This is a genomic window from Pseudomonas sp. OV546 (genome assembly GCF_900116845.1).
Classification (GTDB): Bacteria; Pseudomonadota; Gammaproteobacteria; order Pseudomonadales; family Pseudomonadaceae; genus Aquipseudomonas; species Aquipseudomonas petroselini.
Window position 1 is genome coordinate 68,371 of record NZ_FPCE01000011.1, and the last position, 22,219, is coordinate 90,589.

Annotated in this window: 25 protein-coding genes; 13 read left to right on the top strand and 12 right to left on the bottom strand. The window is 60.6% G+C overall.

Annotation, left to right across the window (positions count from 1 at the left end; all coding sequences use genetic code 11):
• Window positions 1-222 precede the first annotated feature (222 nt).
• The 3 genes from BM403_RS22890 (at window position 223) to BM403_RS22900 (ending at window position 2,893) form a co-directional block, all read left to right on the top strand.
• Window positions 223-486, top strand: coding sequence for a DUF2790 domain-containing protein (locus BM403_RS22890; RefSeq protein ID WP_012723368.1), 264 nt, complete (start codon window positions 223-225; stop codon window positions 484-486).
• Window positions 487-512: 26 nt separating this feature from the next.
• On the top strand, window positions 513-1,721 hold the full coding sequence (locus BM403_RS22895) for a cytochrome c biogenesis protein DipZ (RefSeq protein ID WP_043205129.1): 1,209 nt from the start codon (window positions 513-515) through the stop codon (window positions 1,719-1,721).
• Between the two features lie 104 nt (window positions 1,722-1,825).
• Window positions 1,826-2,893, top strand: a complete 1,068-nt coding sequence (locus BM403_RS22900) for an AI-2E family transporter (RefSeq protein ID WP_012723370.1) — start codon at window positions 1,826-1,828, stop codon at window positions 2,891-2,893.
• 2 nt (window positions 2,894-2,895) lie between these two features.
• Here BM403_RS22900 and BM403_RS22905 read toward each other — a convergent pair whose 3' ends face one another.
• From BM403_RS22905 to BM403_RS22915, 3 genes are all read right to left on the bottom strand, one after another.
• Window positions 2,896-3,078: a hypothetical protein gene (locus BM403_RS22905; protein WP_012723371.1), complete on the bottom strand. Its 183-nt coding sequence runs from the start codon at window positions 3,076-3,078 to the stop codon at window positions 2,896-2,898.
• Between the two features lie 91 nt (window positions 3,079-3,169).
• On the bottom strand, window positions 3,170-3,364 hold the full coding sequence (locus BM403_RS22910) for a hypothetical protein (protein WP_010211349.1): 195 nt from the start codon (window positions 3,362-3,364) through the stop codon (window positions 3,170-3,172).
• 235 nt (window positions 3,365-3,599) lie between these two features.
• A complete protein-coding gene (locus BM403_RS22915; protein ID WP_012723373.1) occupies window positions 3,600-3,953 on the bottom strand; it encodes a hypothetical protein in 354 nt (117 codons plus the stop codon).
• Between the two features lie 156 nt (window positions 3,954-4,109).
• On the opposite strand from BM403_RS22915, the gene BM403_RS22920 reads away from it, so the two are divergent.
• Complete coding sequence (locus BM403_RS22920; protein ID WP_093545004.1) at window positions 4,110-4,928, top strand: shikimate 5-dehydrogenase; 819 nt, start codon at window positions 4,110-4,112, stop codon at window positions 4,926-4,928.
• 57 nt (window positions 4,929-4,985) lie between these two features.
• Here the strand turns inward: BM403_RS22920 and BM403_RS22925 are convergent, their stop codons facing one another.
• Window positions 4,986-5,639, bottom strand: coding sequence for a YceH family protein (locus tag BM403_RS22925; RefSeq protein WP_012723375.1), 654 nt, complete (start codon window positions 5,637-5,639; stop codon window positions 4,986-4,988).
• Between the two features lie 116 nt (window positions 5,640-5,755).
• Here BM403_RS22925 and BM403_RS22930 point away from each other — a divergent pair, with 116 nt between their 5' ends.
• Window positions 5,756-6,265, top strand: a complete 510-nt coding sequence (locus BM403_RS22930; RefSeq protein ID WP_010211342.1) for a DUF1993 domain-containing protein — start codon at window positions 5,756-5,758, stop codon at window positions 6,263-6,265.
• Between the two features lie 69 nt (window positions 6,266-6,334).
• Here the strand turns inward: BM403_RS22930 and sstT are convergent, their stop codons facing one another.
• Complete coding sequence (gene sstT, locus BM403_RS22935; protein WP_046036838.1) at window positions 6,335-7,555, bottom strand: serine/threonine transporter SstT; 1,221 nt, start codon at window positions 7,553-7,555, stop codon at window positions 6,335-6,337.
• Between the two features lie 228 nt (window positions 7,556-7,783).
• Between sstT and BM403_RS22940 the strand changes: the two genes are divergently transcribed.
• Window positions 7,784-8,938, top strand: coding sequence for an MFS transporter (locus BM403_RS22940; RefSeq protein WP_012723379.1), 1,155 nt, complete (start codon window positions 7,784-7,786; stop codon window positions 8,936-8,938).
• A 127-nt stretch (window positions 8,939-9,065) separates the two neighbouring features.
• Here the strand turns inward: BM403_RS22940 and nhaR are convergent, their stop codons facing one another.
• Window positions 9,066-9,968 (bottom strand): transcriptional activator NhaR, encoded by a 903-nt coding sequence (gene nhaR / locus BM403_RS22945; RefSeq protein WP_012723380.1) that lies wholly within the window; start codon window positions 9,966-9,968, stop codon window positions 9,066-9,068.
• Between the two features lie 134 nt (window positions 9,969-10,102).
• Here nhaR and BM403_RS22950 point away from each other — a divergent pair, with 134 nt between their 5' ends.
• Together BM403_RS22950 and BM403_RS22955 are read left to right on the top strand one after the other, a co-directional pair.
• Window positions 10,103-10,354: a hypothetical protein gene (locus tag BM403_RS22950; protein ID WP_012723381.1), complete on the top strand. Its 252-nt coding sequence runs from the start codon at window positions 10,103-10,105 to the stop codon at window positions 10,352-10,354.
• A gap of 28 nt (window positions 10,355-10,382) precedes the next feature.
• Entirely contained in the window at window positions 10,383-11,132 is a 750-nt protein-coding gene (locus BM403_RS22955) for a TerC family protein (protein WP_012723382.1), read from the top strand.
• A 550-nt stretch (window positions 11,133-11,682) separates the two neighbouring features.
• Here BM403_RS22955 and BM403_RS22960 read toward each other — a convergent pair.
• Entirely contained in the window at window positions 11,683-12,384 is a 702-nt protein-coding gene (locus BM403_RS22960) for a hypothetical protein (protein ID WP_064055478.1), read from the bottom strand.
• A 248-nt stretch (window positions 12,385-12,632) separates the two neighbouring features.
• Here BM403_RS22960 and BM403_RS22965 point away from each other — a divergent pair, with 248 nt between their 5' ends.
• The 4 genes from BM403_RS22965 (at window position 12,633) to BM403_RS22980 (ending at window position 16,452) form a co-directional block, all read left to right on the top strand.
• Window positions 12,633-13,331, top strand: a complete 699-nt coding sequence (locus tag BM403_RS22965; protein WP_012723384.1) for a glutathione S-transferase N-terminal domain-containing protein — start codon at window positions 12,633-12,635, stop codon at window positions 13,329-13,331.
• A 3-nt stretch (window positions 13,332-13,334) separates the two neighbouring features.
• Window positions 13,335-14,177 carry a PhzF family phenazine biosynthesis protein gene (locus tag BM403_RS22970; protein ID WP_046035915.1) on the top strand — a complete coding sequence of 281 codons (843 nt, stop codon included), beginning with the start codon at window positions 13,335-13,337 and terminating at the stop codon, window positions 14,175-14,177.
• A gap of 116 nt (window positions 14,178-14,293) precedes the next feature.
• Window positions 14,294-15,268 carry a porphobilinogen synthase gene (gene hemB, locus BM403_RS22975; protein WP_012723386.1) on the top strand — a complete coding sequence of 325 codons (975 nt, stop codon included), beginning with the start codon at window positions 14,294-14,296 and terminating at the stop codon, window positions 15,266-15,268.
• Window positions 15,269-15,366: 98 nt separating this feature from the next.
• Window positions 15,367-16,452 (top strand): DUF1615 domain-containing protein, encoded by a 1,086-nt coding sequence (locus BM403_RS22980; RefSeq protein WP_046035917.1) that lies wholly within the window; start codon window positions 15,367-15,369, stop codon window positions 16,450-16,452.
• A 125-nt stretch (window positions 16,453-16,577) separates the two neighbouring features.
• Here the strand turns inward: BM403_RS22980 and BM403_RS22985 are convergent, their stop codons facing one another.
• The 4 genes from BM403_RS22985 to BM403_RS23000 all read right to left on the bottom strand — a co-directional run bounded on the left by BM403_RS22985 (window position 16,578) and on the right by BM403_RS23000 (window position 20,307).
• A complete protein-coding gene (locus tag BM403_RS22985) occupies window positions 16,578-17,432 on the bottom strand; it encodes a DUF4349 domain-containing protein (RefSeq protein WP_093545007.1) in 855 nt (284 codons plus the stop codon).
• A gap of 289 nt (window positions 17,433-17,721) precedes the next feature.
• On the bottom strand, window positions 17,722-18,903 hold the full coding sequence (locus BM403_RS22990) for an acetyl-CoA C-acetyltransferase (protein WP_093545010.1): 1,182 nt from the start codon (window positions 18,901-18,903) through the stop codon (window positions 17,722-17,724).
• An 11-nt stretch (window positions 18,904-18,914) separates the two neighbouring features.
• Window positions 18,915-19,574, bottom strand: a complete 660-nt coding sequence (locus tag BM403_RS22995; protein ID WP_032886654.1) for a CoA transferase subunit B — start codon at window positions 19,572-19,574, stop codon at window positions 18,915-18,917.
• Between the two features lie 34 nt (window positions 19,575-19,608).
• Window positions 19,609-20,307 (bottom strand): CoA transferase subunit A, encoded by a 699-nt coding sequence (locus BM403_RS23000; RefSeq protein WP_010211319.1) that lies wholly within the window; start codon window positions 20,305-20,307, stop codon window positions 19,609-19,611.
• 134 nt (window positions 20,308-20,441) lie between these two features.
• Between BM403_RS23000 and BM403_RS23005 the strand changes: the two genes are divergently transcribed.
• Window positions 20,442-21,341 (top strand): LysR family transcriptional regulator, encoded by a 900-nt coding sequence (locus BM403_RS23005; protein ID WP_012723391.1) that lies wholly within the window; start codon window positions 20,442-20,444, stop codon window positions 21,339-21,341.
• 100 nt (window positions 21,342-21,441) lie between these two features.
• Here BM403_RS23005 and BM403_RS23010 read toward each other — a convergent pair whose 3' ends face one another.
• Complete coding sequence (locus BM403_RS23010) at window positions 21,442-21,771, bottom strand: hypothetical protein (protein ID WP_012723392.1); 330 nt, start codon at window positions 21,769-21,771, stop codon at window positions 21,442-21,444.
• Window positions 21,772-22,219 lie beyond the last annotated feature (448 nt).

Here is a 22,219-nt window from a genome sequence, read left to right on the forward strand (position 1 = left end):
GCACGGGTCGCAAAAGGTCGCGAAGGTAGCCGAGCGGCAGCGGCGGTTTATTGATCCAGGTCGTCCTTTGAGCTTTTTGTATCGCTGTGTATCGACGGGCGGCGTGGATACGTGGGGATTTACACGCACGGGTTTTCGACACAGACGCGATACCTGCGGGCCTTCTAATGGATTCCAGCGAGGCACACCGCCTCTCGTCATCGAACCCTGGAGCCTAACGCCATGAACACCAACGCCATGTACGCCGCCTGCCTGTGTGCTGCCCTGAATGTCTGCACCTTGTCGGCCCGCGCCGAAGCCAGCGTCACTGCGCACACCTACGACTACAGCACTCACTTGGACATCAAGCAGGTAGTGTCCATGACTCAGGATCCCACGCCAGCCTGCGGCGTGGTCAATGCGCGCATGACCTACCTGGACTCCCACGACAGGACCCAGGTGCTGGACTACCTCAAGTTCGGCGACGGTTGCATCGGCGATAACTGATTGCTTGCGGCCATAAGGTGAACATCATGCTACTGATCGCATTCCTGGGCGGCATCCTGACCGTCCTCAGCCCTTGTATCCTGCCGGTGGTGCCGTTTCTGTTCGTCGGGGTTGGCCGAACCCGCCGTTCGATCCTGCTGACGCTTGGCGGCATGGTCCTGACCTTCGCGCTGGTGTCCAGCCTGGCGGTGACCAGCAGTGAGTGGGTGGCACAGGCCAGTAATACCGGCCGCCAAGGGGCGCTGATGGTGATGGTGCTGTTTGCGCTGTCGTTGATCTCGGCGCGGGTTGGCGCCTGGTTGGCGCGGCCGTTCGTGCTGTTGGGCAACCGCATTGACCCCGACCACCGTGCACAGTCCGGCGCGCTCAAATCGCTGTTGATCGGCGTCGCCACCGGCTTGCTGTGGGCGCCGTGTGCCGGACCGATCCTGGGCGTCATTCTGACCGGTGCGATGCTGCAAGGCGCGAATGCGCAGACCAGCGTGTTGCTGGTGGCATATGGTTTGGGCAGCGCGTTGTCGCTGGGCACCTTGATTGTTGCGGGACGCGGCCTGGTCAACCGGCTCAGGGCCTCGATTCCGGTCACCGGCTGGCTGCGCCGTGGGGCAGGGGTGGCGGTACTGGCGGCGGCGGTGGTGATGTCCACCGGGGCCGACAAAACCCTGCTCGCGGGTACGTCGTCCGAAGGCGTCAGCAGCTTGGAAAAAGGCGTGCTGGAACAGGTTCCCAAGGGGGTGGATGACCGGGTGAGCAAGGTCAAGGCCGATCCGGTACCGGCTAACGCGCAGGGCGCGATGCCGTCGCTGTACGGCGCGGTCGAGTGGCTCAACTCACCCGAACTCACGCGCGAATCCTTGAAGGGCAAAGTGGTGCTGGTGGATTTCTGGACCTACGACTGCATCAACTGCCAGCACACGCTGCCCTATGTGAAGCAATGGGCGCAGAAGTATGGGCAGCAGGGCTTGGTGGTGATCGGCGTGCACACCCCGGAATACGGCTACGAGCGCATCCTCAGCAACGTCAAGGACCAGGTGCGCAAGCTGGGTATCACTTACCCGGTGGCTGTCGACAACCACTACGCGATCTGGCGCAGCTTCGACAACCAGTACTGGCCCGCCCATTACCTGTTCGACGCCGACGGGCAACTGCGTTACACCCACTTTGGCGAAGGTCGTTATGAGGTTCAGGAACAGATGATCCAGGCGTTATTGGACGAAGCTAAAGCCCTCAAGTGAGGCGGTCTATGCTTGTTCGATAACCCAGGGGCACTCCCAGGTTTCGCTGCGGACTAAGCAACGGGGCCTACACGGGGCTGCTGCTTTTCTGACATGGATCGGACATGAATCAAACCAACCTGCAATTCAAAACCCTGCTGTTGCTCCTGGGCCTTGTGACCATCGCCTTCATCTGGATATTGCTGCCGTTCTACGGCGCAGTGTTCTGGGCGGTGATCCTCGGCATCATCTTTGCCCCGATGCAGCGTCGCCTGCAGCAGCGCTTTGGCTGGAACCGCAACTTCACCTCCCTGGCGACCTTGAGTGCCTGCCTGATCATCGCGATCCTGCCGGTGATCATCACCAGTGCCTTGCTGGTGCAAGAGGGCGCGACGCTTTATAAAAATGTGGAAAGCGGCAAGCTGGACGTGGCGGGGTATATCGAGCAGTTCAAGAACGTGCTGCCGCCGTACTTCCAGCACCTGCTCGACCGCTTTGGCATGGGGAACCTGGAAGGCTTGCGGGAGAAAATCGTCAAGAGCGCAATGCAAGGCAGCCAGTTCTTTGCGACCCAGGCGTTCAGCTTCGGCCAGGGCACGTTTGATTTCCTGGTGAGCTTTTTCATCATGCTGTATCTGCTGTTCTTCCTGCTGCGCGATGGCCCGGAGCTGGTGCGCAAGGTGCGCACGGCGGTGCCGTTGGCCGAGCCGCAGAAGCGCCGGTTGCAACTCAAGTTCAATCGCGTGGTGCGTGCCACGGTCAAGGGCAACGTGCTGGTGGCCGTGACCCAGGGCGCGTTGGGCGGGTTGATCTTCTGGTTCCTGGATATCCCCAGTGCGTTGCTCTGGGCGGTGCTGATGGCGTTTCTGTCGTTGCTGCCTGCGGTGGGCGCCGGGATTGTGTGGGGGCCGGTGGCCGCTTACTTCCTGTTGAGCGGTTCGATCTGGCAGGGCGTCGTGCTGGCGCTGTTTGGCGTGTTTGTGATCGGCCTGGTGGACAACGTGCTGCGCCCGATCCTGGTGGGCAAGGACACCAAGATGCCGGACTACCTGATCCTCATCTCGACCCTGGGCGGCCTGTCGGTGTTTGGCTTGAACGGCTTTGTCATCGGGCCGCTGGTGGCGGCGCTGTTCATGTCCAGCTGGGCGTTGTTTGTGGAAAGCAAGCCGCGAGTCAAATTGCCATTACCGTAAACCTAGGCATGCAGCCTGAAGGTCGAGGCTTGTTGCAGCTGTTTTTCGGCTGCGGACAAGGACGTGAGCGGGCCGCTGATGGCCTCGCCATCGCGAACTACGTACCAGCACGCGAGCAAACCCAGCTCCCGAAGTGGGGCGGGGACGGCGCTGCCGATGACGGACATGATCTGAACAGTGGGCATAAGGACCTCCAATCGCTATGGGGGTCACCTTACGGGGCTGGGCGGCCGAGGAAAAATCACCTGGCTCGATAGTCGACATCGACGCGAGGCGTCAGTCCACGACCTGGTCGAGCATGTTCACCACTTCCTGCTCGCTGAGCAGGCCTTTGCGCACCAGGTTTTCCGCCAGCAGCGCGAGGAACTTGGCGCTGCGGTGGCCTTCCAGGTGCTTGAGCTCGGTGAGGGCGCTGTAGACCTTGCTGGATGTACAGAGGCCGGCGGTGCGGTGTGGGTTTTGCGTGGGCATGGTCAGTCGTCCTTGTTGTTATTGAGTGGACAGAATCGATAGTGGAAGTATGTCGTGACATAAACATGACAGCGCGAGGCCCGTTCGGGCAAGTAGACATTGATGTCGATGATGTGCGAATACGCGTCTGGCATTGTCCTCGGAACGACCTTGGCGCGATAAATCCAGACTTACCAGACAAAATCCAGGCAAAAAAAGGCCCCGCAACCTGCGAGGCCTGTTTCAGATCAGTCGATTACCAGCCGCGGCCGTAGTAGCCGTGGGGAGGGCCGTAGTAGCCACGCGGTGGGCCGTAATAAACCGGCGCCGGACGGTAGTAAACCTGTTGTTGCACATACACCGGTGGTGGGGGTGCGTAATAGACCGGCGGCGGAGCGGCATACACCGGCTGCGGTTGCACATACACCGGCTGCTGCACATAGACCTCACGCGGCTGGCTGGCAACCACGGAGCCCACGACTGCGGCGCCGACTAAAGCACCCAATACGGCCGGGCCACCCCAACCACCACCGTGGGCGGAGGCTTGGCCTGCCATAGCGAGTGCGCCAACAAGCAAGGCGATCTTGGGGATTGTACGAATCATGGTCATTCCTCGGTTAGCCCCTGCGCTTGTGGTCTGTAATCAATAGACTCAAGTAATGTCGCGGGGATACTTTTAAGACAACGTATTTCTGAAAAACAGCACAGCCGCTAGGTAAAGGTTGTGTAAGGTCTGTACCGATTTGCTTACTCAAAGGAGTTACCCATGCAGATGCACCCCAACAAGGACACTCGGCTGTGCATGTCACTGTCGGCGCGCCCTGGTAATTTCGGCCTGCGTTTTCATAACCATCTGTACGAACAGCTGGGTCTGAACTTCTACTATAAAGCCTTCAGCAGCCAGGATTTGCCCGGCGCGATCGGTGGTATCCGGGCGCTGGGCGTACGCGGCTGCGGGGTGTCCATGCCGTTCAAGGAGGCCGCCATTGCCTTAGTGGACGAACTCGACGATTCGGTTCAAGCCATCGATTCCCTGAACACCATCGTCAACACCGATGGGCACCTCAAGGCCTACAACACCGACTACATCGCCATCGAGCAGTTGCTGAAAAAGCACGCGGTGCCGAAGGACTACACGTTTGCCCTGCATGGCAGCGGTGGCATGGCCAAGGCCGTGGCCAGTGCCTTGCGCGACGGTGGTTACGCCAATGGCGTCATCGTCGCGCGCAACGAGACGGCGGGCCGGGCGTTGGCAAAGCATTTGGGTTATGAGTGGCAAGCCGAACTGGGGGACTTGCGCCCGCAGATGCTGATCAACGTCACGCCCATCGGCATGACCGGCGGGCCCGAAGCGCAGGCGTTGGCATTTGAGGCGAATGCTATCGACGCGGCCGACACCCTTTTCGATGTCGTGGCGATCCCCTCCGAAACGCCGCTGATCGTGCGCGGGCGCGCCAAGGGCAAGCGAGTGATCACGGGGTTGGAAGTGATAGCAATCCAGGCGTTGGAGCAGTTTGTGCTTTACACCGGGGTACGACCGACGCAGGAGCAGTTCGAAAAAGCCGTGGCATTCGCCCGAACCTAAAGAGCACTGAAAATCAACTGTGGGAGGGGGCAGGCTCCCTCCCATATTTTTTCCGCGTTACAGCGGCTCCAATTTGGCCAGCCGCTCTTCCAGCAGTGCAATCCGCGCTTCCAGTTCTTCGATGCGTTCCACAGACACGCCACTGCCAGCCCCGCGCTCCACCGGACTCCCGCGTGCCGCGATAATCACCTCGATATCCGCCGGGTCCCCCAGCGCATGGGTATAACGATCTTCCCGCTGCCCCGCCTGACGCGGCACCAGTAACGCCAGCCCCCGTGCAATCAGGCGCTCCAGTTGGTGCACCACCTGCTCGGCATCTTCGAAGTCGTGCATGCGCCCGCTGCGGGTCAGCAGTTCATTGACGGTCTGCGGCCCGCGCAAAAACAGCAGCCCGGTCAGGATCACCTGGGCCGGCACCAGTTCCAGCGCCTTGTCCACGCGATGCTCCCAGCGGTCGGCACGGCTGCCCATGACCAAGCGGGTAAAGCCTTGGCCTTCGAGCACACGCAGGCTCTGGCCGACCTGGCCCTGACTGAGGTTCATCACCGGCTCGCGGCTGGTTTTCTGGTTGCAGGCCAGCACCAGGGCGTTGAGGGTCAAGGGGTAGGTTTCCGGGTTGGTTGCCTGTTTTTCGATCAGGCAGCCCAGGATGCGGATTTCCGTGCTGTTGAGGCGCGGCTCAGGCGTGTCGGTGTCGTGCTCGGCGGTCATCGCGCTTTCCCTATGCTGTGAAGGTCCTTAGCCTAATCCCGAAAAAATAAAAGACAAGCGGCGAGCATGTCTATAATCGCCGCTGGTTCAAACCGTGCCATAACCATGAGACTGCCATGACTATTTCCCTGTACGCCGCCTCCATCCCGGTCTTCAAGCAAATGCTCACCGCCCTGAGCGGCGTGTTGACCAAGGCTGAAGCCCACGCCACCGCCAAGAACATCGAGCCGAACGCGCTGCTGCAAGCACGCCTGTTCCCGGACATGTTCCAACTGGTGCGCCAGGTGCAGATCGCCGTCGACTTCGCCAAGGGCGTTTCCGCACGCCTGGCCGAGATCGAAGTGCCGAAATATGAAGACACCGAAGTTACCTTCGCCGACCTGCAGGCGCTGATCGCCAAGGTGCTGGCGTTTGTCGATACCATCAAGCCAGAGCAGATCGACGGCAAGGAAGGCATCGAGATCATCACCCGTCCCGGCACGCCGAAAGAGAAGCGCTTCAGCGGCCAGTCCTACCTGCTGACCTACGGCCTGCCGCAGTTCTTCTTCCACGTCACCACGGCTTATGCCTTGCTGCGCCATAACGGTGTGGAAGTGGGCAAGCGCGATTACATGGGCGCTTTCTAAGCATCCAGTCACAAAAAAGCCCGGGGTCGTTCTTCAGTGAACGCCCCCGGGCTTTTTTTCGCCTGGCATTTAAGCCGGTTGTTCTTCCTTGCCCAGGCAAGCAGCCGCGGTGAACAACACGTCAGTCGACGAATTGAGCGCGGTTTCCGCCGAATCCTGCAGCACGCCGATGATGAAACCGACAGCCACCACCTGCATGGCAATCTCACTGGGGATGCCAAACAGGCTGCACGCCAGCGGAATCAGTAGCAGCGAACCGCCAGCCACGCCGGAAGCGCCGCAGGCGCAGATGGCCGCGACCACGCTGAGCAGCACGGCAGTCGGCAGGTCGACGGCAATGCCCAAGGTGTGCACGGCCGCCAGGGTCAGCACGGTGATGGTGATCGCGGCACCGGCCATGTTGATGGTGGCGCCGAGCGGGATCGATACCGAGTAGGTGTCTTCATGCAAGCCCAGGCGTTTGCTCAACGCCAGGTTGACCGGGATGTTCGCCGCCGAACTGCGGGTGAAGAACGCGGTGATCCCGCTTTCGCGCAGGCACATCAGCACCAGTGGGTAGGGGTTGCGGCGCAGCTTCCAGAATACGATGGCCGGGTTGATCACCAGTGCCACGAACAGCATGCAGCCGATCAGCACCAGCAGCAGGTGGGCGTAGCCGAGCAGGGCGCCGAAACCGGAGGTGGCCAGGGTCGATGCCACCAGGCCGAAAATGCCCAGCGGCGCAAAGCGGATCACCACGCGCACGATCAGCGTGACGCCGTTGGACAGGTCGTCGAGCACCGTGCGGGTGGTTTCGCCCGCATGGCGAATGGCAACCCCCATACCGATGGCCCAGGCTAGGATGCCGATAAAGTTGGCATTCATCAGCGCGCTGACCGGGTTGTCCACCACGCTCAGCAGCAGGCTTTGCAGCACTTCACCAATGCCGCCCGGCGCGCTGACGGTCGCGTCATGGGTCGCCAGCACCAACGAAGAGGGAAACCACATACTCGCGATCACCGCGACCACGGCCGCGGCGAAGGTGCCCAGCAAGTACAGGAACAGGATCGGCTTGATATGGGTTTCCTGGCCGTGCTTATGGTTGGCGATCGACGCCATCACCAGCACAAATACCAGGATCGGTGCCACGGCCTTGAGCGCCGCGACGAAGACCTTGCCGATAAATCCGGTGGCCTTGGCGGCCTCGGGCAACAGCAAGGCCAACAGGATGCCGGCGATCAAGCCAATGACGATTTGCGTGACCAGGCTGACGCGCGCGAGTCGATGCAGGAGGGAAGGGGCAGCAGTCATAAACACTTGTCTCTAGTTTTTGGAGGCACAGCGGCACAGGCAGAAAGGGCTGTAGGACGCGGATCGCGAAGTCTAGCATGCTGTAGGAAAAGTCCTTGGTGGTGCGGCATCGCGTCACCCAGGAGCCCAAGCTCTCGCAAAATCCTGTTAAGATTGCGTCCTCTCATTTTTCCTATCCTTCAGCGAGCCCTCAGGGCTGTCGTTGATGTCGTCGTTTCTGGAGTTTTCATGTTGTTTCCCATCCTGCTGCTGTCGGCCGCCGGCTTTACCGTGCTGACCACAGAATTCGTCATCGTCGGCCTGCTGCCGTCCATCGCCCGTGACTTGAACGTCAGTGTGTCCCAGGCCGGGCTGCTGGTGACGTTGTTCGCGTTTACCGTGGCGGCCTTTGGTCCGTTTCTCACGGCGTACTGCGCGCGCTTCCCACGCAAGCGGCTGTTTATCAGCATCCTGATCATGTTTGGCGTGGCCAATACGGTGGCGGCGCTGGCACCGAATATCTGGGTGATGGCGCTGGCGCGGTTGATTCCGGCGTTGGGCTTACCGGTGTTCTGGGCCTTGGCCAGTGAAACCGCAGTGGACATCGTCGGCCCTGAATACGCCGGGCGCGCCATCGAAAAGATCGGTTTCGGCATCGTCTGCGCCACGGTGTTCGGCATTCCGGTGGGCACGCTGATTTCCGATATGTTCGGCTGGCGCAGCGCGTTTGCCATCCTTGCGATCGTGGCGGTGGCCAAGGCCTTGCTGCTGTTTATCTACCTGCCGGTGACCCAACCCAAGAACGATCAAGTGACGTTGCGCTCGCAGTTCAAGATCCTGCGCAATCCGTTGATGCAGGGTCATATCCTGCTGTCGATCCTGGTGTTCAGTGGCATGTTCACGGCGTACACCTACCTGGCCGACATCCTTGAACGCCTGGCCGGTTTCGACGGCACGTTGGTGGGCTGGTGCTTGATGGGCTTTGGTGCAGTCGGCTTGATCGGCAATTCCTTGGGCGGGCGCGCGGTGGACCGCCATCCGTTGATTGCGTCCATGGTGTTCTGCGGCTTTATGATCGCCGGCATGGTCGCGCTGGTGCCGGCGATTCACTCCACCGTCGGCCTGGCGGCGGCGATGGCCGTGTGGGGCGTGACCCAGGCGGCGATGTTCCTGGTCAGCCATGTGCGCTTGATGAAGGCCGCGCCCCACGCGCCGGCGTTTGCCGCGTCGCTGAATATCGCCGGGGCCAACCTGGGGATCGGCCTGGGCGCGATGGTCGGTGGCCATGTGATCGACACCCTCGGCCTGGGCAGCCTGGGCTTTGCCGCGTCGGGGTTTATCCTGGTGTCGATCCTGCTCGCATTGTGGCTGATGACCGCGAAATCGATGTCGACCTGTGCCTGACTCATGTGGGCGCGGGCTTGTTGTGGTGAGCAGGCTTGCCCGGCGCTGGGCCGCGAAGCAGCCCTTGGGTCGGCGGTGAACCCGTCGGGGGACAAGCCCCACTCACCGCAGCACGCCCACATTATGCTCAGGGCAGGGTGGTAAACAGCTCCCGTCGAGCGCCCTCGGTAATCGCCACGATGCCAGGGTGCTTGACCTTGCGCTCCACCGAGATCGCGTAGAACGACTCGGTCACGGCCACGGTCTGGCCAATCAGCGCCACGCCGTACTGGCGCACCACTTCATCGGCAATCACGCTGGGGGCGATAAAGATCCCACTGCCGGATTGACCGAATGCCTGCATCAACGCGCTGTCATCGAACTCGCCGATGATCTTCGGTTGAATCTGCTGCTCGGCAAACCAACGCTGCAAACGGCTGCGCACGACGGTTTCCGCACCCGGAATCAACAGCGGTGCGCCGTGCAGGCACTGTGGGAAATCACCACCGTATGCGTCAGCCAGCGCCTGGGTGGCGAAAAAACTGATGCCACATTCGCCTAACTTCTGGCTATAGCCTTTGATGTCGAGGTGGGTGGGCATGGGGCTGTCGGAAATCACCAGGTCCAGGCGCTGGATCGCCAGGTCGGCCAGCAGGCGTTCGAGTTTGTCCTCGCGGCAGGTGATACGGATCGGCTCACTCAATTCCATGGTCGGCGCGATCAGCCGGTAGACGATGGACTTGGGCACCACGTCCGCCACGCCGACACGGAACAGGATCTGCTGCTCATCGGGTTGTGCACGCAGCAGGGCCTCCAGTTCGTTGCCGGTCTGGAACATCTGCTCGGCATAGGGCAGGGCCCGGCGCCCGGCTTCGGTCAGTTCAAGCTGGCGCCCGACCCGCTGAAACAGCGCGATACCAAAGGTCTGCTCGAGCAGGCTGATCTGCCCGCTGATCGTCTGGGGCGTGAGGTTGAGTTGCTCACAGGCGCGCACGATGCTGCCGGTCTTGGCCACCACCCAAAAGTAGTGCAGTTGTCGGTAATTGAGCATGGCGGCCATCACTTCGTAAAAACCGAAGTATACGCGAGAAAAATACGAATTTTCCTGAACTGTTCACCTGCATAGAATGCCTCGCTATCGCGGGGCCACTATTTGGACCCAATGGTTCTAACGAGGAAGACATCATGAAACTCAATTCCCTGGGCACGGCAGCGCTGCTTGCGCTTTCATTGGTGGTGATCAGCGGTTGCGATCAGGTCGAGAAAAGTGCGCAGCAGGTGCTGGGCAAAGCCACCGAGTCGGCCAAGCAAGCGATCGATGACACCCACAAGGCCGCCGAGCAGGCGTTGAGTGAAGCGACAAACGGCCTGATCACGCCACAAAAAAAGGATGATCAGGAAGAAAACGAGTCTGAATCGAACAGCAAAGAAGCCTAACTTCCCCGTACAACGTCAGGACTGACCTATGGATTACCTTTTACAACTGGCTGCCAGCCCCACTGCCTGGATTGCCCTGGCCACCTTGATCGTCATGGAAATCGTGCTGGGCATCGATAACCTGATCTTTATCTCGATCCTCACCAATAAATTGCCGGAGAAGCATCGGGCCAAGGCGCGCCGTATTGGTATCAGCATGGCGTTGATATTGCGCCTGGGCCTGTTGAGCACCATCGCGTTCATCGTGCAACTGACCACGCCGGTGTTCGAAGTGTTCGGCCAGGGCTTCTCGTGGAAAGACATGATCCTGATCGCCGGTGGTTTGTTCCTGGTGTGGAAGGCGACCACCGAGATCCATCACAGCATGGACCCGGAGCCCGAAGAGAAAGCCAGCGTCGGCAATACGGTCGCCATCGGCTTCGCCGCCGCCATCGGGCAGATCCTGCTGCTCGACCTGGTGTTCTCCATCGACAGCATCATCACCGCCGTGGGCATGACCGAGCACCTGCCGATCATGATCATTGCCGTAGTGACCTCGGTGATCGTGATGCTGGTGGCGGCTGAGCCGTTGGCCAAGTTCATCAACGACAACCCGACCGTCGTGATGCTTGCCCTGGGCTTCCTGATCATGATCGGCATGACCCTGATCGCCGAAGGCTTCGGTGCCCATGTGCCTAAAGGCTACGTGTACGCGGCCATGGCGTTCTCCGCAGCGATCGAATGCTTGAACATCGCCCGCCGCAACCGCCACAAACGCTTGCTCGCCGCCCGGCAGTAACAGCAGAAACAGACGGCTCGCTACGCTAACTACGATGTGAAGCGAGCCGCTCTTGATCGTGATCTTGATCTAGCTTTTGATCTCAGGCGGCCCCCCAAATCCCTGTCGGATTACGGGCACACCGAGCGTGAGCGAGGTGCCGAGTGTTGGGGCAAGCGCGTTTTGCTTACTTTTGCGCTTTTCAAAAGTGAGCCGCTGTAAAAGCGGAACCCATAGTGGCCGTTACCTACATAACGGATATGTACCTGGTCTGATCCAACATCCAGGTGAGCTGCCAGGCCGCCAGCGGGAGCAAGCTCCCTCGCCACAGGTCCAGCGCCGTACCTAGAGTGGTGTAGATACCTATGCCCCGATGGTGCTGAATCAGTCACCTGATGAATTGACTGACACACCGCTATCGGGGGCAAGCCCCCTCCCACATTTGGATCGCGGTCTAACCGTTAGATGGCGGTCGTCGGTCAGGCCGCCAGCGGGAGCGAGCTCCCTCGCCACAGGTCAAGCGCCATACCCGTATACCTAAGCTCCCAGAAGCCCAGCCGGCCCTTTGCCGTCAGGATTCCGCGCTGACCTGCGTAGGGTCCGGGCAGCTCTGATCGCCGTTGTTCAAGCCTTGCTTGTAGTTGCGGCTCAGCAGCGAGGCCTTGCCGTTGTGCCACGTCAGCGTCAACACATACAGCGTGTCGTAGTCGCTGCCGGACCAGTCGTGGGTGATGGTGTGTTTTTCCCCCGACGCTTCACTGGCCACCTTGTTGATCAACTCCGGCAGGTAGCCGTGGGACCAGGCGGTGTAGATGATGGAGTTGTGGTATTTGTCCTCGACCAGTTCGTCAGCTAGGGCGCTGGTGTCATTCGCGGAAAACTTGATGTTCACCGGCAGGCCCAACTTGATGGCGCTGGGGCTGATGGTCATCAGGGGTCGAATATAGCTGTAGGAATTGTCTAGCTCGCCTTCCTCGACATTCCGTGTCGGGTTGGCCGCAAAGACGAAATTGGCTTTGCCGAATTTTTCCGGGAGCACTGTGGCCAGGTTCATCGCACGGTTGAGGCCCTGGCAATTGAGTTGGCCCAGGCCACCGACGGGTTTTTCGCCGTGGCGCAGGAAAACCAGGGTTTGTACGCCATCCACCGGTTCGGCGCTGCTGATGCGCGATTCCAGGGTCAGGCCAACAGCGCCGCCTGCCAGCAGCAGCGGTAACATAATGTATGAATATCGTTTCAGGCGCAGCGCAAGGCACAGAGGCTTGATTGTCATGAGTGTCGAGTCTTCAGTGCATCGGATTAAGGCGGACAAGCCCGGCCCAGTACGCATCCAGCGTCCTGCGGTGTTCCCTGTCGATGTAGCGAGGTGCCTCCATTCACCGGACAAGCGCACTTGAGAGTGCCCATAGGCGTATTGGTTCGCCTGCGAGGGATAATAGCCAGCCGATGTTGCGCATTGATGACCCATGCAGGACACCGTGCGGATGATTATGATGGGGCTTTCTGCCCAGGGACTTCCCAATGAACCCGCTTGCCGCTTTCCCGATCAACAGCAAATGGCCGGCTCAACATCCCGAGCGTTTGCAGCTGTACTCGCTGCCCACGCCCAACGGGGTGAAAGTATCGATCATGCTCGAAGAACTGGGCCTGCCCTATGAGGCGCATAAAGTCAGCTTCGAGACGCAGGACCAGTTGTCTCCCGAGTTCCTGTCCCTGAACCCCAACAACAAAATCCCCGCCATCATTGACCCCAATGGCCCCAGCGGCCAGCCGCTGGCGCTGTTCGAGTCCGGTGCGATCCTGATCTACCTGGCAGAGAAAACCAGCCAACTGCTTTCCGAAGACCCGGCCACCCGCTATGAAACCATCCAGTGGCTGATGTTCCAGATGGGCGGTATCGGCCCGATGTTCGGCCAACTGGGGTTCTTCAACAAATTTGCCGGCAAGGCCTACGAAGACAAGCGCCCTCGCGACCGCTACGCCGCTGAGTCCCGGCGCCTGCTGGACGTCCTGGAAAAACGCCTGCTGGGCCGCACCTGGATCATGGGCGACGCCTACAGCATCGCCGATATCGCCACCTTTCCGTGGGTTCGCAACCTGATCGGCTTCTATGAATCCGGCGACCTGGTGGGCATTGCCGACTTCCCCAATGTACTGCGCGCGCTGGACGGTTTTGTTGCGCGGCCAGCAGTGATCCGTGGCCTTAATATTCCGAGTTGAAACATGCAGACTTTCGATTTCAAACAGCTGGACGTATTCAGCCGCGTGCCGCTCAAAGGCAACCCGCTGGCGGTGGTGTTCGATGCCGACAGCCTGTCCGACCGGCAGATGGCGGATTTTGCCAACTGGACCAACCTCAGCGAAACCACGTTCCTGCTGACCCCCCGCGACCCCAGGGCTGACTATCGGGTGCGAATTTTCACCACCCTGCAGGAACTGCCCTTCGCCGGGCACCCGACGCTCGGCAGTTGCCACGCGTGGCTGCAGGCAGGCGGTATTCCACGCGGCGAGGAGATCATCCAGGAGTGCGAAATCGGCCTGGTGCGTATCCGTCGCCAGGGCGATGAACTGGCGTTTATCGCACCGCCATTATTGCGTTCCGGGCCGGTCGAGGCCGCCGTGATAGAGCGCGTGCGTCAGGCGTTGCACGTGGCGCCCGACGCCATTGTGCGCAGCCAGTGGGTCGATAATGGCGCGGGCTGGCTGGCGGTGATGTTGGCCGATCGAAACCAGGTGCTGGACCTGCAACCGGATTACTCGCAACTGCTCGGTTTGGCGGTGGGCGTGATTGCGCCGTGTGACCCCGCTCGCGACGATGTGGACGCGCAGTTCGAAGTGCGTGCCTTTATCGCAGGCGATGGCGCGCAGGAAGACCCGGCCACTGGCAGCTTGAACGCCGGGCTGGCCCAATGGTTGCTCAGCGAGGGCCTGGCGCCCGAGCGCTATGTGGTCAGCCAGGGCACGGCCATAGGGCGGGCGGGGCGGATTCATGTTGAGCGCCAGGGCGATGAAATCTGGGTCGGTGGCGCGGTGGCGGTGTGCATCGAAGGGCATGTACGGCTCTAGATCAATAAATTGTTACGACACACGCAATACACTGTTGGCCCCTTGGCGTTTGTGCTGCCGGGGCCTGGGGCATAAGCTTTCGCCCTAAAGTTTTCTGCCACTTTTTCAGGATATCCATGACCAGCCAGTTCCCCCAAGCCCGTCCACGCCGCCTGCGCCGCTCTCCGGAGCTGCGTGGTTTGTTCCAGGAAAGCGAGTTCACCCTCAACGACCTGGTGCTGCCGATTTTCGTCGAAGAAGACATCGACGACTTCGTGCCCATCACCAGTATGCCGGGCGTGCTGCGTATTCCTGAGAAGAAACTGGCCGGTGAGATCGAGCGCTACGCGCGTGCCGGCATCAAGTCGGTGATGACCTTTGGCGTGTCCCACCACCTGGATGCCAGCGGCAGCGACACCTGGAAAGAGCGCGGCCTGGTTTCGCGCATGTCTTCGATCATCAAGGACGCCGTGCCGGAAATGATCGTGATGTCGGATACCTGCTTCTGCGAATACACCGACCACGGCCACTGTGGCGTGATGCACGGCGCCCATGTCGACAACGATGCGACCTTGGTCAACCTCGGCAAGCAAGCCGTGGCCGCTGCGCGTGCCGGTGCCGACGTCATCGCCCCGTCGGCGGCGATGGACGGCCAGGTCCAGGCGATTCGCCGTGCCCTGGATGACGCGGGCTTCACCCATATCCCCATCATGGCGTATTCCACCAAATTCGCCTCGGCCCTCTACGGCCCGTTCCGCGAAGCCGGCGGCAGTGCGCTCAAGGGCGACCGCAAAAGCTACCAGATGAACCCGATGAACCGCCGCGAAGCCGTGCGCGAATCGCTGCTCGACGAGCAGGAAGGCGCGGATGCGCTGATGGTCAAGCCGGCCGGTGCCTACCTCGACATCATCCGCGACATCCGCGAAGCCTCGCGCCTGCCAGTGGCGGCGTATCAGGTGAGCGGCGAGTACGCGATGATCAAGTTCGGCGCCCAGGCCGGTGCGATTGATGAAGACCGTGTGGTGCGGGAGACCTTGGGCTCGATCAAGCGCGCGGGCGCGGACTTGATCTTCACCTACTTCGCGATGGACCTGGCGTTGGCGGGGATCTAAAGCCACCGCATACTCAAATGTGGGAGGGGGCTTGCTCCCACATTTGCTGCGTCGTTTGTGGGGTAGTATTTCAATTCCGCCGCCTCAGGAAGCTTTGAATGTCTTCGTCCCGTCTTCCCCTTTTACTCTGTTCGCTACTGGTACTGGCCGGTTGCTCCACCACGCGCAACCCGCAACAGCCGGAGCGTAGCGAGGCCGAGGTGAAGGCGCAGATCGTGCGCTTGCTGCCGGCCAAGGTGTCCGATCGCAATGGTTGGGCCCAAGACATCTACACCGCCTTCGACACCCAGAAAATCTATCCCAGCACGGAAAATATCTGCGCCGTGCTGGCGGTGACCGAGCAGGAATCTACGTACCAAGTCGACCCGCCCGTGCCGAACATGGGCAAGATAGCCCAGGATGAAATCCTGCGGCGTGCCGGAAAAATCCACGTGCCGGCGTTTGTCGTGCGCAGTGCGCTGCAACTGAGTTCGCCCACCGGCAAGACTTACGCCGACCGCCTGAACGCGGCGCGCACGGAGAAGGACCTGAGTGGCATCTTCGATGACTTCATCAGCATGGTGCCCCTGGGTAATACACTGTTTGGCGGTTTCAACCCGGTGCACACCGCAGGCCCGATGCAGGTGAGTATCGACTTCGCGCAGAAACAGGCACGCGGTTATCCCTACACGGTGGACGGCACTATTCGCCGCGAAGTTTTCACCCGCCGTGGTGGCCTGTACTTCGGCATCGCGCACTTGCTCGGTTACCCGGTGAACTATGACCAGCCGCTGTACCGTTTTGCCGACTTCAATGCCGGTTGGTACGCCAGTCGCAACGCCGCATTCCAGGCCGCCGTCAGCCGTGCCTCGGGTACCGAGTTGGCGCTGGATGGGGATTTGATTCGCTATGGTTCATTGCTCCCCGGCACCACCGAACTGGCGGTGCGCTCATTGGGCGCAAAGCTGGATATGCGCAACCCCAGCATCCGCAGCCAACTGGAGCAGGGTGAGCAACTGGATTTCGAGGACACCACGCTCTACAAGCGCGTGTTTGCCCTGGCTGACAAGGCCGCGGGCAAACCGATGCCACGGGCGATCCTGCCGGGCATCGTGCTCAAGAGCCCCAAGATCACCCGCAACCTCACCACCGCATGGTTCGCCAAGCGCGTGGATGAGCGGTATCAGCGTTGCATGAAACGCTGATCAACTGTGTGGTGAGCGGGCTCCTGTGGTAAGCAGGCTTGCTGTGGTGAGCTGGCTTCCTGTGGTGAGCGGGCTTGCCCCGCGCTGGGGTGCGTAGCGCCCCCCATCAAGTACGATGCGGTCTATCAGGCATCACTCGGCGGCTCACTCTGCGCCTGCTTCGCACCCCAGCGCGGGGCAAGCCCGTTCACCCCAGGACGGCTCCTCACCACAAAGCGTCGCCACAACCACACCCACAACCACACGACCGGAAACGCCAGGATCACGAACGGCAACACATAGCTTGACCGTTCCAGGGCGTCGGCTGTGCCTTCCACCAGGTTGTCGCCCAGGTTGCTGAACATGCGGCTGAAGCGTGACTGCTGATTGGCGCCATCAGCGGAGCGGAAATTCAGCGTCACACGGTTGGTGTCGAGACGACGTTGCTGGCCGGCGGCAACCTGGGCCAGCTCCTGGAGTTCGTTTTCGATAGCGGCCTGTTCCTTACTCAAGACGATCAGGTCACTGACGGTGATGTCCTTGCGTTTGGCCAACTCATCCAGGCGTTGTTGTTGGGCTTGCAGGCGGTCCTGGCGGCGGCGTACGTCGGCGACGGCATCGGCTAGGTCCTCGGCGGTGGTTATGCGCTGGCCGAGTTTGCCGCCTTCTGCGGCCATCGCAACGATCGGCTCCACACCCGTCGGCGCAATGCGCAGAATGATCTGGCCGCCGCTGCTGTCTTCGGTGATGCCGAGGATATTGCAGGCACCGAAGCGTGCCGTTTCGCAGGCCTCGCGGGTGGCCTGCATACGAGGGGCGAGCAGGGCGCCGGGCAGGGCCAGGCTCAGCTCGTGCTCGTAGGCCAGTTGTGCCCCGGCCCGGCCCTGTTCGCCGTTGATCACCGTGGCGCGGGAGTGGTCCTTGGGCGAACAGCCTGCAACGGCCAACGCTGCCAGCAGGAGCAACAGGTAGGGTTTTGGTTTGCCGTCCAGGTGGCGTATTGCTGTTCCTTGGGATCAGGGGGGATTTGACGGCGATTAAAGCGGGTCTGGCGGATTAACGCAAAGCATCGTGGGGCAGAAGTGAGTGGCGCGGGCGAGTGCGGTGTTTGCCGTGCCACGCAGTCGCCCGCTCCCATAGATGGACTGCGTTTTTTCAGGAATACCACATGAAGAAAAGGCCTGGTTTTCGTGGAACCAGGCCTTTTCCGTGTTGCTCTTTAGTGCAGGGGGCTGCTGCGCAGCCCAGCGGGAGCAAGCTCCCTCGCCACAGAAAGCCCGCTCACTACAATCAGCTGCGTTCGAGGGCCAGGGCCACGCCTTGGCCGCCACCGATGCACAGGGTCGCCAGGCCTTTCTTGGCATCGCGTTTGATCATTTCATGCAGCAGGGTCACCAGTACGCGGCAGCCTGAGGCGCCGATCGGATGGCCGATGGCGATGGCGCCACCGTTGACGTTGACCTTGTCGGCGTCCCATTCCAGCTCTTTGCCCACGGCCAGGGATTGGGCGGCGAAGGCTTCGTTGGCTTCGATCAGGTCCAGGTCGCCCAGGCTCCAACCGGCTTTGTCCAGGCAACGGCGAGTGGCCGAAACCGGACCGATGCCCATGATGGCCGGGTCGACGCCGGCGTTGGCGTAGCTGGCGATGCGCGCGAGTACCGGCAGGCCGAGGGCCTTGGCTTTGTCGGCACTCATCAGCAGCACCGCAGCGGCGCCATCGTTGAGGCTGGAGGCATTGCCGGCGGTGACGCTGCCGTCTTTCTTGAAGGCCGGTTTCAGCTTGGCCAAGGACTCGGCGGTGGTGCCGGCGCGCGGCTGTTCATCCACGGCGAAGGCCACTGGGTCGCCTTTGCGCTGGGGAATCAGGATCGGTGTGATTTCGTCGGCAAACCGCCCGGCCTCAATGGCGGCGACGGCTTTTTGCTGGGAAGCCGCGGCGAACGCGTCCTGGGCTTCTCGGCTGATGCCGTATTTGTCGACCAGGTTCTCGGCGGTGATGCCCATGTGGTAATCGTTGAACGCATCCCACAGGCCGTCGGTGATCATGCTGTCGATCATCTTGGCGTGGCCCATGCGTAACCCGGTGCGCGCGGCGGGCAGTACGTAGGGGGCCAGGCTCATGTTTTCCATGCCGCCGGCGATGATCACGTCGGCGTCACCGCAACGAATGGCCTGGGCGCCCAAGTGCAGGGCCTTGAGGCCGGAGCCGCAGACTTTGTTCAAGGTCAGGCTGGGCACGGCGTGGGGCAGGCCGGCAAGGATCGAAGCCTGGCGCGCCGGGTTCTGGCCGCTGCCGGCGGTGAGCACTTGGCCGAGGATCACTTCATCCACTTCGGCCGGGTCCAGGCCGGTCTGTTCCAACAAGCGACGGATCACGGCGGCGCCCAGTTCGGGTGCCGGGATATTCGCCAGCGAACCCTGGAAGCTGCCCACGGCGGTGCGGGTGGCAGCAACAATCACGACGTCTTGCATGGGATCTGTCCTCACTGGAAGTGCATTTCTGGAACGTGGTCCGGGACGATCAGTTTACCGGCGGTCTTGCTCACAATCTCTTCAACGCTGACGCCAGGTGCGCGTTCCTTGAGGACAAAAGCGCCATTTTCGATTTCCAGGTACGCCAGGTCGGTCAACACACGCTTGATGCAGTTCGCACCGGTCAGCGGCAGGCTGCATTGGCTGAGCAGCTTGGATTCACCGTCCTTGGAGGCGTGGGTCATGATCACGATGATGTTTTCTGCACCGGCCACCAGGTCCATGGCGCCGCCCATGCCTTTGACCAGCTTGCCGGGGATCATCCACGAGGCGATGTTGCCGTGTACGTCGACTTCAAACGCACCAAGCACGGTGAGATCGACGTGGCCGCCACGGATCATTGCAAAGGACTCGGCCGAGGAGAAAATCGACGCACCGATGCGCGCGGTCACGGTCTGTTTGCCGGCATTGATCATGTCGGCATCAATGGTTTCTTCAGTCGGGAACGGTCCCATGCCGAGCAGGCCGTTTTCCGATTGCAGCATAACTTCCATGCCTTCGGGGATGTAGTTGGCGACCAGGGTCGGAATGCCGATGCCCAGGTTCACGTAGAAACCGTCCTGCATTTCGCGGGCGACGCGTTGAGCCATTTGTTCGCGGGTAAGAGCCATTTTATGAGTCCTTATTGTTCGGGCTGGGGGCGGATTATTTGCGCACGGTGCGCTGTTCGATGCGCTTCTCGAACGTGCCGCAGATGATCCGGTCGACGTAGATGCCAGGGGTGTGGATCTGCGCCGGGTCCAGCTCGCCCGGTTCGACGATTTCTTCGACTTCGACCACGGTGATCTTGCCGGCGGTGGCGGCCAGCGGGTTGAAGTTCTGAGCGGTGTGGCGATAGATGACATTGCCGAAGTGGTCGGCTTTCCAGCCTTTGACGATGGCGAAGTCACCGGTGATGGATTCTTCCATCAGGTACGGGCGGCCGTTGAATTCGCGGGTTTCCTTGCCTTCGGCGACCGGGGTGCCGACGCCGGTAGCGGTGAAGAAAGCGGGAATGCCGGCACCGCCTGCGCGCATTTTCTCGGCCAGGGTGCCTTGGGGGGTCAGCACCACTTCGATTTCGCCGCTGAGCAATTGCTTCTCGAACAGTGCGTTTTCGCCGACGTAGGAGGCGATCACCTTGCTGATCTGCTTTTCTTCCAGCAGCACGCCCAGGCCAAAACCGTCGACGCCGCAGTTGTTGGACACCACGGTCAGGTCGCGGGTGCCTTTGCGCTTGATCTCGGCGATGAGGTTTTCCGGAATGCCGCACAGGCCAAAACCACCGGAGAGCACGGTCATGCCGTCTTCCAGGCCTGCCAGCGCTTCTTCATAGGACGCCACGCGTTTATCGAAACCTGCCATATGCACCTCTTTTTCTTGTGTGTGGGCCAGCCAATGAACCGAGTGTTGCTCCGACGGATTGATTTGTTAAGTTGTTTTTTAAGGTTGATTGATTTAGAAAACAGCATAGTCGACCCGCCACCCGGAGCAACCTCATGACCGTCAAACAGATGCGCGCGTTTCTCGCCGTGGCCCAGAGCCTGAGTTTTGCTGCCGCCTGCGAGCGCCTGCACCTTTCCCAGTCGGCGCTGAGCCTGACCATCAAGGGCCTTGAAGAAGGCCTGGGTGGGCGCCTGTTCAGCCGCAATACGCGCAATGTAGCGCTGACACCCGAAGGCGAATCCCTGCTTCCGCTGGCACGCCGGCTGATTGCCGATTGGGACAACGCCGAGGATGAGCTGCGCCAACGGTTCACGCTGCAGCGTGGGCGAGTCACGGTCGCGGCGATGCCGTCGTTTGCGGGCAACTTGTTACCGCCGATCCTGAAGATATTCCGCGCACGTTACCCGCAGGTGAACGTGACGGTGCATGACTTGATCAACGAGCAGGTGCTGGAGATGGTGCGTGACCGCCAGGTGGAGTTGGGCGTGGCGTTCGAGCCGTCAGAAGGGTCGTCGCTGGCGTTCACGCCGTTGTACCTGGACCGCTTCATCGCTGTGGTGCCCGGTGATTCGCCGTTGGCGGGGTGTGCCGAAATCGATTGGAAGACCTTGCTGGAGCAGCCGTTCATCACCTTGCAACGGCCGTCCACGGTACGGGTGATGCTGGAAGAACACTTGGGCGCTCTAAAGATGAAGCTGCCGGTCGCACTGGAAAGCCATCAATTGGCGACGGTGGGCAAGATGGTTGCCAGCGGGCTTGGCGTCAGCGCGGTACCCGCGTTGTGCGCACGGCAGATGGAAGAGGCGGGTGCTCATTGCATCACTTTGACCGACCCGGTGATCGAGCGACCGATTGGGGTATTGACCAAGCCGGGGCATGAGCTGTCAGCGGCGGCGCAGGCGTTGTTTGATATTTTTCAGGATGAGGCCGCGAAAGGCCGGTTTCCGCTCTGATCACTGCAGGCGCCGGCTGTTGTTGATAACAGAATAACGATGGCAATAAAAAAGTCCGCTCGGCTTACCGGGCGGACTTAATGTGTTAATTAGTTTCTTATCAGCAGTATCTATCAATTACCTTAACGTGCGATTGGCCCTTGAGGTTCTGCCATTCGGTGTTAAGTGTGTGGAAGACTTGCTCGATAAAATTACGATCGGCTGCCGCTTTCTTACCAACATAACCCTGGCCGCGACGGTAAACCTTCAGGCGCGCTGCCAGTTCGCGGTGATTGCGGTCGAACTCGGCCTCTTCGGTATTGGGCTCCAGGCAGTCAAGTTGCACTTCGCCCGATTTGCCAATCCACAGGATATGGTCGTCGAGTGTGTCTTTCTGCGCTGCGAACATCTCAGCCAATTCATCGATAGTTGGTTGGTTGTTCAGATTCATGTGTAAGCCCCTTGACCAGTTGGCGATCTATCAGTTGGTTCGTTAAAACTTCTTTAGTTGTCTCCGGTTGCGAAAACCGGGCGTCAGCAACGGTCTGCCGAATACGGGCAGGGTCTTGAACCTGATGCATGTAGTCTTGCTGATGAGCTGCTACGCAATGCTTTCATAACGAAGATAAGCCGCATTTGAGCGCCTTGTACCGAGCCCTTTGGGCCGGTCAGCTTCATCAATCCGCCTTGTGGGCAGTGCACATCCGGAAAAAACAGCTCGGCGGTCAGACGAGCTTGTTCAAAACGCTGGTTGCCAACGCTCCCGATCCGGGAGACGTCTCGATAATGCAAGGACAAAATCGTTACGTCAACGGTTATGTAGTGATTATTTTTGCTCACTACATAAATTGCTGTGGGGACGGGAGAATGCGGGAAAACGTGACTTGAGCGTCATTTTT